This is a genomic window from Paenibacillus puldeungensis (assembly GCF_042678945.1).
Lineage (GTDB): Bacteria > Bacillota > Bacilli > Paenibacillales > Paenibacillaceae > Fontibacillus > Fontibacillus puldeungensis.
The window spans coordinates 296,300-310,952 of the sequence record NZ_JBHTLM010000001.1 but is presented as its reverse complement, the minus strand read 5'-3'; the positions used below and the strand labels follow the sequence as shown (position 1 = coordinate 310,952).

The window sequence follows — 14,653 nt, the reverse complement described above, 5'->3', positions numbered from 1 at the left end:
TTGCTATGGCAGTTGTTTTTCTCATTTCTTAAGATCGGCTTCCTGTCCTTCGGGGGTGGGTATGCCGTCATCTCCATGATTCAGTATGAAGTGAACAGCCACGGCTGGCTCCCAGCGGAGGAATTTCAACATATTGTTGCCTTGTCCAGCATATCCCCCGGGTCAATCGCTACTAACAGCGCCACTCTCATCGGTTTTCATATTGCCGGCTGGCCGGGTGCTATTGTCGCAACGAGCGGGATTGTGCTTCCTTCCCTCATAGTGGTCATTTTGATCGCCGCGTTTTTTTACCGGATCCATACGAACTTCTGGGTTAAATCCTCTTTCTATGGTTTACGGCCGGTAGTTACCGGACTTATTGTTTATGCGGCCATCCATTTTGGCTTTCCCAGCCCCTCGGGCAACATTTTCAATTGGACAACGCTCATTACCCTTGTGATCGCCGCCGCAGCTTTTCTATCGATCGTCAAATATAAAGTGCATCCATTGCTTGTGATCCTCCTATCCGCCTGTGCAGGGATAGTGGTGTTTTAGCGACCAGCCCAAAGCATCCCTCTACTTTCTTTCGATCTGCAGCAAGGTAATTGGCTTAACCGATACGGCTTCCTTGACCATTTCCTCAGAGAGGACGCCAAGCTTGATCAGACCGGCGACCTTGCCGGTATCTGCTCTGGAGGCTAACCGCCATAGGCCCGGCTCAGGCAGTGCCTCATAGAGGAGCTGATCGTCATATTCCTTACGTTCCTGGCGGATCGCTCGCACCCGGTAGCTGCCGATTTCAAGCTCGGTTACTCCTAAGGCGCCACAATGGCTAAGAATTTCTTCGCGCAGCACCGCAAGCTCCTGCTCCGTCTCCTTTTGCTGCTGCTTCAGTTGATAGTATCGCTTCACTTTTTTGTCCATCCGTTTTCACGCTCCTTCCCCCCATGTATATGAAGGAAAAGCTTATTTACGACCACCCCTTCGCGAGGCGAACATGCAAAAAAGCAACTGTCGGCAAAACCACCACCGACAGCTGCTTTAAAAACTAAAGATCTATTTTTGCGTTCCTTTAAAAATACGATACATGACGACAGCCGCTTCTGCCCGGGTTGTAACCTCGTGCGGGTCGAACCGGTTATCCGCCCGGCCCTGCATCGTACCGAGTCCCGTCACTTTGGCGATAGCTTCCTTCGCCCAGGCCGGGATTTGAGACTGGTCGGCAAAGCTGGCAGCCGTAGTCGTAGCCGCTTGCGATCCGCCCGAAGCGCTCAGCGCTTTGGACAGCACGACCGCCATTTCGGCGCGGGTAATCGGCTTATTCGGCGCAAACTTGCCGCCCTCGTAGCCGCCGATCAGCCCTTTTGCCGCAGCGATTTGAACCGCTTCCTCGTACCAGCTTCCCGCCGGAACATCGCTGAATTTCACCTTGGCCGTTTCGCTCTTATCGGCCTTCAGCTCCAGCGTCCAGACCAGCAGGGAAATGAACTCGGCCCGGGTCACTTGGGTATTCGGCGCGAACAAGTTGGCATCGGTCCCGGTGATAATGTCTTTAGACGCCAGCACTTCGATTTGATTCACGGCCCACGGGAAATTCGCCTTCGTCACATCGGAGAACGAGATGTCCTTAGCCATGTACATATATCGGCTAAAGCTGTTGACTTGGGCTATAACCTTGTTTGCAACCAATCGTCCGATATGCTGAGTCAGCTTCTCGCCCGTTCCAACTTTAAACAAGCTGATCTTTTCCCCGTTCGTTTGCCCTGCAGCCAAAGCCTCCAAAGGAATGGAAGCGGTGCCTGGCTGGCTTAACGAAGCATTTTCTATTACCTTGCCGGCTTTATCCAGCACGGCGATATCATAATAGGTGCCAAACGTCTTATTAGGCAGCCCGAGCTTCAAGCTCGAAACTAACATTTTCGCTTCGGCTTCGCTGGCTGGCGTGACCTGCACATAGACGGCCTCTGCCGGACTGATCGCACCTGCTGGAATCGTTAACGTAAAGCCGTTTGGCAAAGTAACAACCGTCGGCTCATTTTTCTTGATTTCCGTCTTCACAGCTCCGCTTGACAGTGGGGTCGTCACCTTTGGAGTCGGGGTCGATGAGCTACCGCCACTGCTGCTTCCGCCACCGCCTCCACCTGGTGGAGTCACTGCTTTCGTTACCGTCACATTCACGGTTTCCGTAAGGTTTTTATAGGTGATCTCGACCGAGGTGCTACCGGCCCCCTTACCAGTGACTACACCTTTCAACACCGTCGCAATTTGTGGATTTTTCACTGTATAGTAAACCGCATCCGTAACGTCGGATTTCGATCCATCCTCTCCGGTGTAGCTTACGGTCAATTTCCCGCTGGCGCCTTCCAGCAACGATAAAGCTTTCGGCTCAGCGCGCAGCACGGGTTGCTCGCGAACATCAACCTGAACGCTCGGCTTCAAATCCACTGGAACCTCATGCCCGTCTCTTCCAAGCAGCACTAAATTCGCAATTTCAAAAGAATACTGGCCCATCGGTGCCCCGGCAAAGGAGAAGGTAGCCAGAGAGCCGCTGCCCTTGTAGCCTGCCGTATCGTTCAGGCTTATAAAGTACGAGTGCCGCGTCATATCTGCCGTTTGCTCATATACGGTTTCCGTAACGGTGAGCGGCTTACCCGGCGCTCCCTCTGCTTGATGCTTGCTGAGCTCTGGGCTCGGCGTGACGGAGGCATTCCCGAGTTTTTTGCTGTACAGCAAGTCGAATTTAGCCGAGTATACCTCATCTGTTACAGAGAAAGCTGCATCGACCGTAAACGGTTGATTCGGACGTACTTTGTCCGGCTTCACGGAAGGAGCAACATAGCTGCTTATCGTATATTTGTAATTTACGGTATGAGCCGGGGTGAGCAAACCATTCCCCGCCAGATCGTAGACATACACCTCATAGGTGTTATCCCCTGGAGCAACCGGCACGTTGATGGTGAAATGTCCGGTATCGTCAATAGTCCCGTCAACCTGTTCCTGATTCCCGTCGCCATTCGCATCGACCAATGCGGCAACACCAATCACATCGCTAATTCTTAGGCCCTTTTCCGACACGAGTAAATCGATTAGCGTATCCTTGGTGACCTGCCCGGAAATCGTCCCTTGGCCATAGGCTACGGAAACGGCCGGGTTGCTGAGCTGCGAAACCGGGGCTTCCGTATCTATAATGAACTTGGTGAGCTGATTTTCAATAGGTACGGAATCAACTGGACTATTTCCTACCCATGGAACCAGCAGATAACCACCGTCAGGAAGCCCCGAAACTTTCCAGCCTCGTATTATATAACTTCCTGCTTTAACCCCATCTATTTCCTCCATGATTGATCCTAACCATTTTCCACCTAAAGAATAGACATCGAGCGAGAAATAGTTCGTGTATTCATTGATTTTAAAAGTAATGTCGGACGTGTCGGAAGAGCCGTCCCCGTTGGGCGAAAATGCATTAGGCTTAACCTGCAAATCCGTTACGATGTCTACATGCGGGGCCTCCCCGGCATACACCGAAATCGGCATGCTCAAGACATGACCGGATCCTGTCTCGGTAAGGATAAGCTCCCCTTCATACCGCTGCCCCGCTGCTTGTGCCGGAACGTTTACGGTAACGGTAAACGAATCCTGTCCCTTAGCACCAACTAATACTTCATTTTTCGAGACGGACAGTTCAAGCGGCGTCTCGCCAAACCATTTGGTAGTAACGCTGTATTTCGATGCCTGCCCATCGATACCCTTCACGACAACTTGACGCTGTGCGGACGAGCCGATACTGACATATCCGAACGAAAGGCTGCCCGTAAAATAAGGCGTCGGCATGTTTCCATTCACCGCACTCGTCGTGTCCTCAGTCATCGCGATCGCTTTTGCTTGAATCACTTGATCCAGTGCAATCCGGCCAGCCCCTTGATCCATGTGGGTATAGCGATTGCCGTTCCGATCCACCAGCTTTTTCGCATTGTTCATCAACAAGGCTTTAATTTCGTACGGTTCAAGCTCGGGATAATACTGTTTCAGCAATGCGACAGCTCCCGCTACGTGCGGGGCAGCCATACTCGTACCGTTCTGAGCTTTATACCAGCCTTCATACTCAGGTACACTCGAACGAATACTGATCCCCGGCGCAGAAATATCCGGTTTAATGTCATAGGCGGGCTTAGCCGGTCCACGCGAGCTGAAGGCTCCCATAATGTCCTGCTCGATCGTTTTGCTGAATGTTACAGACAGCGGCTTCTGGCTTAGCGCAGCCTTGATCTTTTCCCCATAGACGCCGGAAAGGGCATAGATTGGAATCGTCACTACGGCGTCACCTAACGTCCCGCTTTCCAAAGCTTCGGGAGCGTTGTTGTATACAATGGCGCCTGCAGCGCCTGAAGCCATCACATTTTTCGCTTTATCCGCAAAAGAGATTTCCCCGCGCTTGATGAATGCAATTTTTCCAGTGAGGTCCTTGCCCGCATAGTCGGCCGGCTTCCCTAAACCGACATCCACCAGCGGGTAGGAATCCGTTAACGTCTCAATTCCCGTCGATTTATCAAAAGAGTCCGTATAAAATTGCTCGCCGTCCATTTCAGTTACCTTCATGATAGGCGTGACTAATGGCGGCTTGGAAGCGCCGACCGTAATGGCCAGCTCGGAGGTTCCCGGATCGCCCACCGTCGCTTCGGCAGGGCCCGAATTGCCGCTCGATACGGATGCGATCACTCCTGCTTTCACAGCATTGTTCACCGCAACGGAGTCGGCCGATTGCTGATTGTTGCCTTCGGAACCGAGCGAAAGGTTAATCACATCCATGCCGTCCGTGACCGCCTTTTCAATGCCTGCGATCACGTCTTCCGTCGAGCCGCTTCCATATGGACCAAGCACTTTGTAAGCGTGAATTTCCGTTTCCGGTGCTACGCCTACAACCCCGGGCTGACCGGCTGCACCGACGCTGCGTCCTCCCACGATGCCGGATACATGGCTACCATGTGAGGTCCAGTAAGGTTTCCCTTTATCATTGACCTCCGGCAGTGTCGGGTCTTTCTCTTTCGCTTTATAGTAATCTTCCTTCGTCGTTTCATAGGGCTCGGAATCATCGTTTACGAAGTCATAACCCCAGTCACCGGATGGAATCGCCCCTGCCAGATCAGGATGATCCTTGGCGACGCCGGTATCAATAACCCCGACTTTAATGCCTTGCCCTTTGATCCCTTTATTCCACAAATCCCGGCTGCCGATAAACGGGACGCTATCTTCAGGCGTGTCGGACGCCTGCGAATCCGCAGTCGCATAGACCGTGCTGTTCGGATATACGGCCTTGACGCCGGGAAGCTGCAGCAAGTCGTTCACACGGTCCGCCGCAATAGTTAAGGAATATCCGTTGAAAATTTCGGAATATTCGCGGCTGATTTTTACCCCCAGCTTGCTTGTCGCCTGCTGTTTGAACGATTGCTGCTCCAGTTTTAAGCTCTGCTTATGCGAAGTGATAGAATTTATGCTCCGCTTTTTGCTTTCGTTTGCCTCAAATACTTTTACGGGCTCTTTCTCAAGCTCTACAATGACGGATATAGACTCAGTACTGTCGGAGAGAGGAACATAGCTCTGCGGTGTACTTTCTGATGATAGAGAGGATTCCTGAGGTTCCATGGTAAATGGCTTTTCGCTGGTCAGGGGGCTTTTTGACGAGTTTGACCCTGCAGCATGATGCTTGCTTTGTACATCGATTTCCCCCGCCGTTTCCAGCGTCTTGGCCGATAAAACCTGCTGATCGAGCCTGGAAACAATGCTTTTGGCACCGCCGCTTTCCTGCGTGGCATTATCATTAGCCCCCGCAGCAGGAAGAAGCAACGTAAAGGCTAACAAGAAGCTTAATAAACCGGCGATGATTTTCCTACTTCCACTACTCAAACTCCCATCTCCTTCACTCTATTTTGTTTCAGCCGTGAACCAAGCTGACATATTATATTTATTTTTGGGCTCTCAATTAATTCCAATTGGATTTACAAAAATCATGATTTTTTTAAAAAAGGAAGAGTCTTTTTTTACATTCATATAACAAGGAAGGAGGAAGCTTGGGGAAAGGGAGACAGGATAGTTTTAAAGAAACGGTATTATCAAACCTATCAAATATACTTGCTGAGCAAAAAGAAAAACCTGGCGAAAAATCATCGCCAGGTCCTTTGATGTGCAACTAGTTTTTGTTTGTGGCAGTTAAACGCAAAGCATCATCCCATCGTAGGCGGTGATAATACCATGCTTCTCCGCATGAGGCACAAGCTGATCGTGAATGACTTTGCTGTTATGGGAAAAATGATTAATCACGAATTGAGTCTGCCCATCCGCGCTCCCCATTTGCTCCATGCGCTGCTTTACCGCCAAATTGTTCGGTAATCCCATATGTCCTCCGTGCTCCCACAGCGTTGGCCCAAAGGTGCAGTCCAGGCTGACCAAGTCAAATCGACGACCTTTGATATACTCGAACGTGGCCTCCGGAAATACGCCGGTATCATGCCCGTACAGCAGACGTTTTCCGTCTTTTTCAATGATATAGATATAGCATTTTTCCTGAGGCATATGATCGGCCAGCAAAGGTGTCACCACATATTCACCAATCTCTACTGGAACAAAAGGCTTAAGGTACACCGGGGTAATGAACTTCCGTACGTCGTCAAGTCCGCTGCTATCCAGCGCTTGCTCCAGCATTTTAACAATCGCCTCGTTTCCGTATACCTGCAAGGAAGGTGCACTCCCGTCAAAAGCATACGGCTCCGCCTTCGCGATCATATCGGACGGATAGAAATGATCCTCGTGGGAGTGGGTTATCAGCAGATGGCCGATCGCCGATAAGTCGATATTGTAGGTTAATGCATGGTAGTATGTATCAGGCGGCATATCGATGAGCAATGTACCGTCAATGACCGCTTGGGATCGAGTCCGAATATTCCTTCCCCCGGCCATTCTGGCCTCTTCACACGCTTCGCATTTGCAAAATAGCGCCGGCCACCCCTCATACGCGGCGGTTCCTAAATACTGAATGTTCATACAATACCCTCCCTTATTTGGTCTTGTAGCTTACCTGCTTTTCGAAAATTGCTGCCACTTCCTGCTGGCAAATAGGCATATCCCTGCTCCCAAAAAAGCAAGCACACCCCAGGAGATCCGGGTAAACCCCCAACCGAAATGCTGTGCCACAGCCCCAATTCCGTAACTTGATGCCGCGCTGCCTATATAGGTGGTAGAGTTTAACATGCCTGATACCGTAGAAACTTTGCCGGTTTTATTAAAATAATGAGGAATCAGACTGATCAGCATGGTGTTCACGCCGAGCATCGCCGAGGTAATGACGCCTAAAACAATTAGCGATAAAACGATGCTGGCATGGCCAAAGTAAATCAGCGTCAAAATCGCCAAAACGGTAACCCCGAAGAAAAAAGCAGCTGTTACCAGCTCATTTTTAAATACATGCTTATTTAAGAAACTAGACAAATATACCCCTACAAGATTTATGATCGGTAAAACCATGGTAAGTTGAATGGACAATGCTGAGCCCGTTCTTTTCCTCTTCCGCTCGTTGGTCCCTTGAATCACCCTCGAAATATTTCTTTTGGGATAACAGTAATACGATTATCATGATTAACGCAAGTCGCAAATCCGTCCAAAAATGCTTACCATCTCGCCAATTTACTTATTTATTGTTTAAAAAATTACTCTCTTAACGCCAGCTTCTCAATCGCCGGTACCGTAAAACACGCAAGGTTCACCGGAAGCCGGTCAAGCGGAAACCATTGTACCGCCCCGATGGCACCCCCCTCCTCCATGTTGCGAAGCTCTCCGCCTCTAATAGAAACTTCATAAATTGCCGACACCCAATGCTCCGCATTCTCGGGCCGAATCGTTTGCGCTAGACAGAGCAACTCTTTTACTTCAACCTCCAGGTTCACTTCCTCCTTAATTTCGCGAACGACGCCCTCTTCCAACGTTTCATAAAGTTCAATTTTCCCGCCCGGAATGCTCCATGTGTCCTTTTCAGGCTCCCTGTTTCGCAGCACCAACAAAATTTCGTGGTTATCGTTTAAAATGACGGCACCAACTCCAAGCCGCGGATTTTTCACTGTAGATTCCATTCCCGTTCACCTGTACCTTTCCAATATAAAATCGCAGGCATGAGGCTGATACACTTTTTGTACAACCGTCTTGCTGCTCTTCTATTATAAGGCGTAACTATTTTTTTGAATTTGTGAATTTATTCACTCATATCGCATGTGAAAAGGTTTACTATATAATTGACCGCGGTCAGTGACTTTGGTCGATGAACTCGGTTAAAATTAAGAAGAGGAGTTTTAGGCTATGAAATCATTCTTGAGACCGCTTACTGTAGGCCTCCTCGGTGCTTCGCTTATTCTTGGAGGCGCCCAAATCGGAGGCTACGCAGCAACGACGTACGCTAAATCTGATGATTTGGCCCAAGCGTCAAGCACTAAAACGGGTACCGCCACGGAAAAAGGCTTTGGGGGAGATGTCAAAGTAACTCTGACGGTGGATGGCAGCAAAATCACGAACGTCGTCATCCAGGCTGACAAAGAAACACCGGGAGTTGGGGGCGCTGCCGCCAAAAAACTTCAAGAGCAAATTCTTGCCAAGCAGGACGTTGAGCCGGATGCCGTTGCCGGTGCATCCCATACTTCAGCCGCTGTCATTGCTGCAGCCAAAGCCGCTTTGGCACAGACAGGCTTGAAGCCTTCCGACCTGCAAAAGGTAACAACGAAAGGGCAAGATGAAACCGCATCAGCAGATGTCGTTGTCGTTGGTGGCGGTACATCCGGTACAGCCGCAGCACTGGCAGCCGCACAAGGCGGCGCCAAAGTCGTCGTTATAGAGAAAACATCCGCAATGGGCGGATTGCTTAATTACGCGATGGGAATTGCCGGTACGGAAACCTCCCTCCAGAAGGAAGCAGGCGAAACCGTCACGACGGAATACCTCTTCAACTACTTGGAAAAATACAACCATTACCGCAGCAATGCCGCGCTGTTAAAAGCGATTCTGGAAAAATCGGGAAGCACGATCGATTGGCTCCGCAATAACGGCATCGGCCTCAAGCTTAGCCTTGGCGTCAACCAAAAGATACACTTGAATTCGCCAAAGACTTACCATCTGTGGACCAACTCCAAGGAAGACTTCGCAAAGCTGCATGCCCGGATGCAAAAGGAGCTCGGGGTTAAAGTTTACTTTAACACAACCGGCCAATCCCTGGTTCAGGACAGCACCGGACGCGTGACCGGTGTCAAGGCGACGAGAGAAGACGGAAGCACACTGACCGTAAACGCCAAAAATGTGATTCTGGCCTGCGGCGGCTTTGGTGGAAATGAAGAAATGTTCAAGCAAAAAACGGGCGTCAACTACTACAACTATTTCGGTTGGGGCAACAAAGGAGAAGGCGTTAAAATGGGTTGGGCTGCCGGTGCTGACGAAATCGGAAGCGGCGTCATCCAAATCCACCTTGGTGACCTTTCGGGATCCAAAGGAATCTTTGATAATTACAACGGACGTCCAACCTTTAAGGTAAAAGATCTTCCGCTGTTCTGGGTGAACAAGGAAGGAACCCGGTTCGTCGATGAAGGCGTCGTTTACGATAACGTACTGTGGGGGAATGCTGCTTACTCTGTAGGCGGTGAATATTACTCCATACTCGACCAAGCGACTGTCGATAAGCTGACCAAAGAAGGCACCAACCTGCCTGGCGCATACCAAGTGAATGGAGCCGGCTTGTTCTCAAAAGGGCGGTACGATGTGAACCAACTGAAAACCGCTCCGATCAAAGATCTGCAAGCGGACCTCGAAATCTTCGCTAAATCCGGCGTCGTCAAAACCGGTAAAACGCTGGATGATCTGGCTGACGTTACCGGAATGAATGCCGCGAAGCTGAAAAAATCGGTAGATAAATACAATCAAGCGGTAGAAACTAAGTTAGATACCCAATATTACAAAGATATGGCTTACCTGCAATTTAAGGTGGAAAAGGGACCATTCTACGCGATCCGCGTCAGCGGCTCCACTTACGGTTCCATCGGTGGTGTACGCGTCAATGAAGACCTTCAAGCCATTACTCCTGAAGGAAAAGTGGTTCCTGGACTGTACGCTGTCGGCAACGACGCCGGCGGAATGTACGACAATACTTATCCAGATGTGGAAGGCATAACGATGGCTTTCGCGATGAACTCCGGACGGATTGCCGGTGAGAACGCGTCTGCCGCAAAATAAGGACTCAATATTTGTGGCGATATCTTAGAAATGAGATATCGCTGCTTTTTTTTGCCTGAATTTTGCATACTTGAGTTAGAGCCGGTACAGGTTCAAGAAGGAGTAATTCATTTTTTTTCTTTTGAACAACGGTTGCTTGTGTGGGGTGCCAGATGAAATTTTCTGCGAGATTGCTCTTGAGGCATCAGAACGAGCACACTCGCCTTACCTTTTTCTAAACGGATACACCAATGGCTGCTTGGGATATTTGCCCCATAGTGAGGAATGGTGGAGTAATGAATAATTTCTACAGCAGCATAGATATGTAGCTAAAAGGCGTGCTACCTGTGATAGCACGCCTTTTACAATTACTAATTACCGAAGCGCCCTAAGAATGAAGTCAAAGAACTCCATCCCCTCTTTCATTAAATCGTAGTTCTCCACATCGTTAATCCATAATCGCACCAGCCCTAAATTACCGTCAGACCAGTAAAAGCCGATTTTCCCGGCGTCCAGATCAGACCGAAACGTCCCTTGCTCCTGACCGAGCCGGATGCAATCCTCAATGTAGCTGTTATGCAAATCAGAATGCACCTGTTTACTTGTGAACTGTACAGTATAAATAATTCTGAAAATTTCTCTCGACATGGCAGGGCCGCAATGCAATACCGTTTTAAAATAATGCTCCGCATAAATTCGAAGCTGCTGCTCGGCCGGTTCATCTGGTTTCACGTTTAAGTCGCTGAACAACTGCACGTTAATATCCTTCAAAATTTCAATCGCTATATCGCTTTTGGAGCTGAAATGCGTATAGAAGGAGCCTTTGGCGACCTGACTTACCTTGCAGATTTGCGAGACGGTTACGTCGTTGTAGCCATAGGTAGAAATCAGCTCAATAGAGTTGCGAAGTATCTTCTCCTTGGTAAGCAGCGATTGCTGTTCCCGCTTCTTCAATGTCATAGTTCTCTTCCTTCATCGATTCCATTTTTTATGTGAAAATAATAACTTTTCCACATTCAAGTTTAACGGATGGATGAACGGCACGCAAGTTTTCAGAGACTATGCTACTTCCCCCTGACTCAATTTAAACTGACCGATTAATCGGTGAAGCTCGGATGCAATCGATTTTAGCTCGTCCGCAAATTGAGATACCTCTTTCATACTGGCCAGCTGTTGTTCAATCGATGCCGAAATTTCTTCAGTAGATGCCGTAGTTTCTTGGGCTATCGACGAAATACTGTCAATCGTACCGATCACTTCATTCTTGTCATGGTTGACCTGATTCACACCTTCTACCATTTCGTGAATTTCAGAAATAATATGTCCTACACTTTGGTCAATCATCTCAAAGGCTTTGCCCGTTTCCTTGGACACAGCAGTCGTTCTGGCTATAACCTCCGTACCTTGCTCCATATAGCCCTGTGTTTTCTCGATGGCACAGCTTACTTCCTGTACAATTTGTTCAATACCTTGGATGGAATCTGTCGTTTGCTCGGACAATTTTCTAATTTCCTCCGCCACGACAGCGAATCCTCTTCCTTGCTCTCCTGCCCGTGCGCTTTCAATCATGGCGTTTAGAGCCAGTAGATTTGTTTGGGTAGCAATGGCGTTAATGACAGTAGTAATCTGTGTGATCGCTTCGGACTTCGTGCTAAGATCCTTAACTTGTTCTTTGATTTTCGATGTAACCTCAGCATTATCGCTAATTGCCTGCTGTAAATTCTTCATACTGGATAAGCTGGTGTGATTGGCATTCCGCGTCTGTTCGATGCTTTCTTTCATCCGATCGGCACGCTCTGACAACCTCACAATTTCACCAGCCAGTCGATTTAGTTTCTCCAAACCTTCCTGTGAATTGTTAGCCAGATCACTGGCCCCTGCGGCCACGGCATCCGTCGCCTTGGAAATTTCTTCCGCCGAGCATGACGTTTCATTAATCATTGTTGCTAGCTTTTGAGAGCTCGTGGATACCTGATTGGCGTTGCTCTTTATATGATTCACCATTCCTCCCAAGGTCTGCTGCATATGACTTAAGTCGGCCGACATCGCTCCGATCTCATCTTTTCTATGATGTATAAACTCGGCGGTAAAATCCCCCTTGGCAAAAGCTTTGATCCGTTCTGACATGTGAGACAGCGGCTTGGTCATTCTTCCAGCCATGAAAATTCCGATGCCGACGGCAAAAACCAAGATGATTAGCGAAATGACGATTGTTTGAATTAGAGACTGCTGGACTTCGCTGTACATGCTTTTAAGAGAAATTCCTACGTTTAAGGCCCCAGTTAGCTCCTTGTTGTATGTAAAGTCTGTAGATATGTTATACACCTTTTCGCCGGTAGACGTTTTTAAAATGCTGCCTTTCGTCTGCTGCTTTTGGACCACATCGGATACATCGCCCCCCTTTGACTTCGAGGCGGAGGCTGTGGCGTCCGTACTACTGCCGCTCCCATTCTGCTGCGCTACACAGTTGTCCGAAACGATAACTTTGGAGTTTACATCGGAAAGTGATATATAAGTGATATTTCCTTCGCTTTCTTGCTTAATCGTTTGGAAGATCTTTTGCAAATCCGCCGGATTCGATATTTTATCCTTGATGATATCTCGCTTTATATTTGTAACGAGAGTTGTTCCATCGCTTTTCATTTGGCGGGTTACCGATTTTTGAATCTCATAATAAGAGACTACCGTAAATGAAACGGCGCATACTGTAATCAACACGATAATGATCGCTAAAATTCTTCCTGTTAATGACCTTAGCATTTTAAAACGCCACCTTTGTATTATTTTTCACATTGTTGAAGTATAAAAAAATTCCTAGTTCCTACTTCCTCATTTACCCTCTTCCTTTTTCCCCTTCTTCCTCTTTATTCTCCACTTTCCCCCAATTTTTCTTTTTCCAATTAGCCCTATAATAACACTAAAAACAACACAATTCTTCAATTTTCGACACACATTTAGTAAAAAAGTCGTACAGGTTGAAATATTTTTTAGCCCTCTAAAAGGCGGCGTTGTAACAACGAAAAAGCTGACAGATAAATCTGTCAGCTCGCCTTTAATCCTTATCGTTTGCACGCAGCAGCGTATCTTTGAGCTTTTGCCAGGCATCGTCATACTTGATCGATCTTAATTTAGGAAACGCTCTTAAGATCCGCCGATTCTGAAACCGATTTTGATGAAACAAAGTTTTGACATGCTCACTGTAAAATTTACTTTCTTCAAAGTTATCCATGAGCGATTTTTTCAGTTCTTCCGCCCGTTTAGCATATTGTCCTAAATAACCGTTGATCGCCAATTGAATTTCCCGGAGCCTGCCGTTCAGCTCCAGAATATGCCGCACAGTAATATATAAATCAATCATTATTATGACAAATAAAATCATGGACATGCCGATTTGAACCGCACTTGGCAGTCTGCTGATCAGCCCTCCAACAAACGGATGAACGACCTTGATAAGCAGCACGGCCAACAGCCCGAAAACGATAGCCCCCAGTAGACTGACTCGCCCTTGGATGTTGAACCGCATGTATGAATAATCCCACCATTTGGCGTGAAACAGCTTTTCCAGCAGCACAGCAGTGATATATTCTACGGTGCAAGTCAAGAACATCCCTGCGATGAACAGCAGTACAATGTTATCTACCCTCTGATCGAGGAACAGAAGCGTGACCAGGGCTCCAAAGCCGTATACAGGACACAAGGGACCATTGAGAAATCCACGATTGACCAATCTTTTTCCTGTAATAGAGCATAGGGTAGATTCGTACACCCAGCCGATAAAACTGTAGGCCACAAGCCACAAAAACCACTCAACTATCAGCATAAACCATCACTACTCCATTCGCACAGAATGACACTCCTATTTTAGAGGGTCACCCTACGTAATGCAGTGACATCAAACATATTTTAGGCGATCAGGCTTTGAATGCGGCGCAAGCTTCTTCTCTTCCCAAACTTGAAAATTTCCATAAGCGCGCAATATTTGTCTACTAACATGACTATCCAGGCTTCTTTATATCTTGGAGGCGTTAAGGTCAATGGCCACATATGCTTGCGAATGACATCCTGTTCCCGCTTATTCAAATGAAAATGCCGGTTCCCGTTTTCCAATGCGATTCGAGGGTGCATGATACCGTGCCAGCCTTCATAAGGCTTGCTTTGATGCCAGTCGTACAGAAAAAAGTCGTGAAGCAGTCCCCCTCGAGCCGCCGAACGGTAGTCAAAGCCAAGCCATTTGCACAAACGGAAGCTGCTGAACGACACATAAAGGCTGTGCTCGAAGCAGTCAATATCACTATGCTGAATGTACTCCTTCATCGATCGGACCAATTCATGATCAATCAGGTCGCGGACACATTCCAAGTACTCCCTAACCGCACAGGACTCCTGCTCCAAGCTGGATTTCAATAACATTCGTCAAACTCCTTTATTAGGCTGCATTTTC

At 48.2% G+C, this 14,653-nt stretch carries 11 protein-coding genes; 2 read left to right on the top strand and 9 right to left on the bottom strand.

The window, feature by feature from the left end:
* Nucleotides 1-534, top strand: coding sequence for a chromate transporter (locus tag ACFQ3W_RS01355; RefSeq protein WP_379315841.1), 534 nt, complete (start codon nt 1-3; stop codon nt 532-534).
* Nucleotides 535-555: 21 nt separating this feature from the next.
* On the opposite strand, the gene ACFQ3W_RS01350 is transcribed toward ACFQ3W_RS01355, so the two are convergent.
* From ACFQ3W_RS01350 to ACFQ3W_RS01330, 5 genes are all read right to left on the bottom strand, one after another.
* Complete coding sequence (locus ACFQ3W_RS01350; RefSeq protein WP_379315840.1) at nt 556-903, bottom strand: hypothetical protein; 348 nt, start codon at nt 901-903, stop codon at nt 556-558.
* Between the two features lie 132 nt (nt 904-1,035).
* Nucleotides 1,036-5,880 carry a S8 family serine peptidase gene (locus ACFQ3W_RS01345; RefSeq protein ID WP_379315838.1) on the bottom strand — a complete coding sequence of 1,615 codons (4,845 nt, stop codon included), beginning with the start codon at nt 5,878-5,880 and terminating at the stop codon, nt 1,036-1,038.
* Between the two features lie 303 nt (nt 5,881-6,183).
* On the bottom strand, nt 6,184-7,014 hold the full coding sequence (locus ACFQ3W_RS01340) for an MBL fold metallo-hydrolase (protein WP_379315836.1): 831 nt from the start codon (nt 7,012-7,014) through the stop codon (nt 6,184-6,186).
* A 30-nt stretch (nt 7,015-7,044) separates the two neighbouring features.
* Nucleotides 7,045-7,512: a hypothetical protein gene (locus ACFQ3W_RS01335; protein ID WP_379315834.1), complete on the bottom strand. Its 468-nt coding sequence runs from the start codon at nt 7,510-7,512 to the stop codon at nt 7,045-7,047.
* Nucleotides 7,513-7,676: 164 nt separating this feature from the next.
* Nucleotides 7,677-8,096 (bottom strand): NUDIX domain-containing protein, encoded by a 420-nt coding sequence (locus ACFQ3W_RS01330; protein WP_379315832.1) that lies wholly within the window; start codon nt 8,094-8,096, stop codon nt 7,677-7,679.
* A gap of 223 nt (nt 8,097-8,319) precedes the next feature.
* On the opposite strand from ACFQ3W_RS01330, the gene ACFQ3W_RS01325 reads away from it, so the two are divergent.
* Nucleotides 8,320-10,233 carry an FAD-dependent oxidoreductase gene (locus tag ACFQ3W_RS01325; RefSeq protein ID WP_379315830.1) on the top strand — a complete coding sequence of 638 codons (1,914 nt, stop codon included), beginning with the start codon at nt 8,320-8,322 and terminating at the stop codon, nt 10,231-10,233.
* A 354-nt stretch (nt 10,234-10,587) separates the two neighbouring features.
* Here the strand turns inward: ACFQ3W_RS01325 and ACFQ3W_RS01320 are convergent, their stop codons facing one another.
* The 4 genes from ACFQ3W_RS01320 to ACFQ3W_RS01305 all read right to left on the bottom strand — a co-directional run bounded on the left by ACFQ3W_RS01320 (nt 10,588) and on the right by ACFQ3W_RS01305 (nt 14,622).
* The gene (locus ACFQ3W_RS01320; protein ID WP_379315827.1) at nt 10,588-11,172 is read right to left on the bottom strand and encodes a TetR/AcrR family transcriptional regulator; all 585 of its coding nucleotides are present in this window, start codon (nt 11,170-11,172) and stop codon (nt 10,588-10,590) included.
* 99 nt (nt 11,173-11,271) lie between these two features.
* Nucleotides 11,272-12,972, bottom strand: a complete 1,701-nt coding sequence (locus ACFQ3W_RS01315; RefSeq protein WP_379315825.1) for a methyl-accepting chemotaxis protein — start codon at nt 12,970-12,972, stop codon at nt 11,272-11,274.
* A gap of 292 nt (nt 12,973-13,264) precedes the next feature.
* Nucleotides 13,265-14,032: a putative ABC transporter permease gene (locus ACFQ3W_RS01310; RefSeq protein WP_379315823.1), complete on the bottom strand. Its 768-nt coding sequence runs from the start codon at nt 14,030-14,032 to the stop codon at nt 13,265-13,267.
* Between the two features lie 83 nt (nt 14,033-14,115).
* The gene (locus ACFQ3W_RS01305) at nt 14,116-14,622 is read right to left on the bottom strand and encodes a phosphohydrolase (protein WP_379315821.1); all 507 of its coding nucleotides are present in this window, start codon (nt 14,620-14,622) and stop codon (nt 14,116-14,118) included.
* Nucleotides 14,623-14,653 lie beyond the last annotated feature (31 nt).

Coding starts and splice junctions, on each gene's coding strand:
- ACFQ3W_RS01350 (WP_379315840.1), bottom strand. CDS start 903: ATGGACAAAAAAGTGAAGCGATACTATCAACTGAAGCAGCAGCAAAAG.
- ACFQ3W_RS01340 (WP_379315836.1), bottom strand. CDS start 7,014: ATGAACATTCAGTATTTAGGAACCGCCGCGTATGAGGGGTGGCCGGCG.
- ACFQ3W_RS01330 (WP_379315832.1), bottom strand. CDS start 8,096: ATGGAATCTACAGTGAAAAATCCGCGGCTTGGAGTTGGTGCCGTCATT.
- ACFQ3W_RS01325 (WP_379315830.1), top strand. CDS start 8,320: ATGAAATCATTCTTGAGACCGCTTACTGTAGGCCTCCTCGGTGCTTCG.
- ACFQ3W_RS01320 (WP_379315827.1), bottom strand. CDS start 11,172: ATGACATTGAAGAAGCGGGAACAGCAATCGCTGCTTACCAAGGAGAAG.
- ACFQ3W_RS01315 (WP_379315825.1), bottom strand. CDS start 12,972: ATGCTAAGGTCATTAACAGGAAGAATTTTAGCGATCATTATCGTGTTG.
- ACFQ3W_RS01310 (WP_379315823.1), bottom strand. CDS start 14,032: ATGCTGATAGTTGAGTGGTTTTTGTGGCTTGTGGCCTACAGTTTTATC.
- ACFQ3W_RS01305 (WP_379315821.1), bottom strand. CDS start 14,622: ATGTTATTGAAATCCAGCTTGGAGCAGGAGTCCTGTGCGGTTAGGGAG.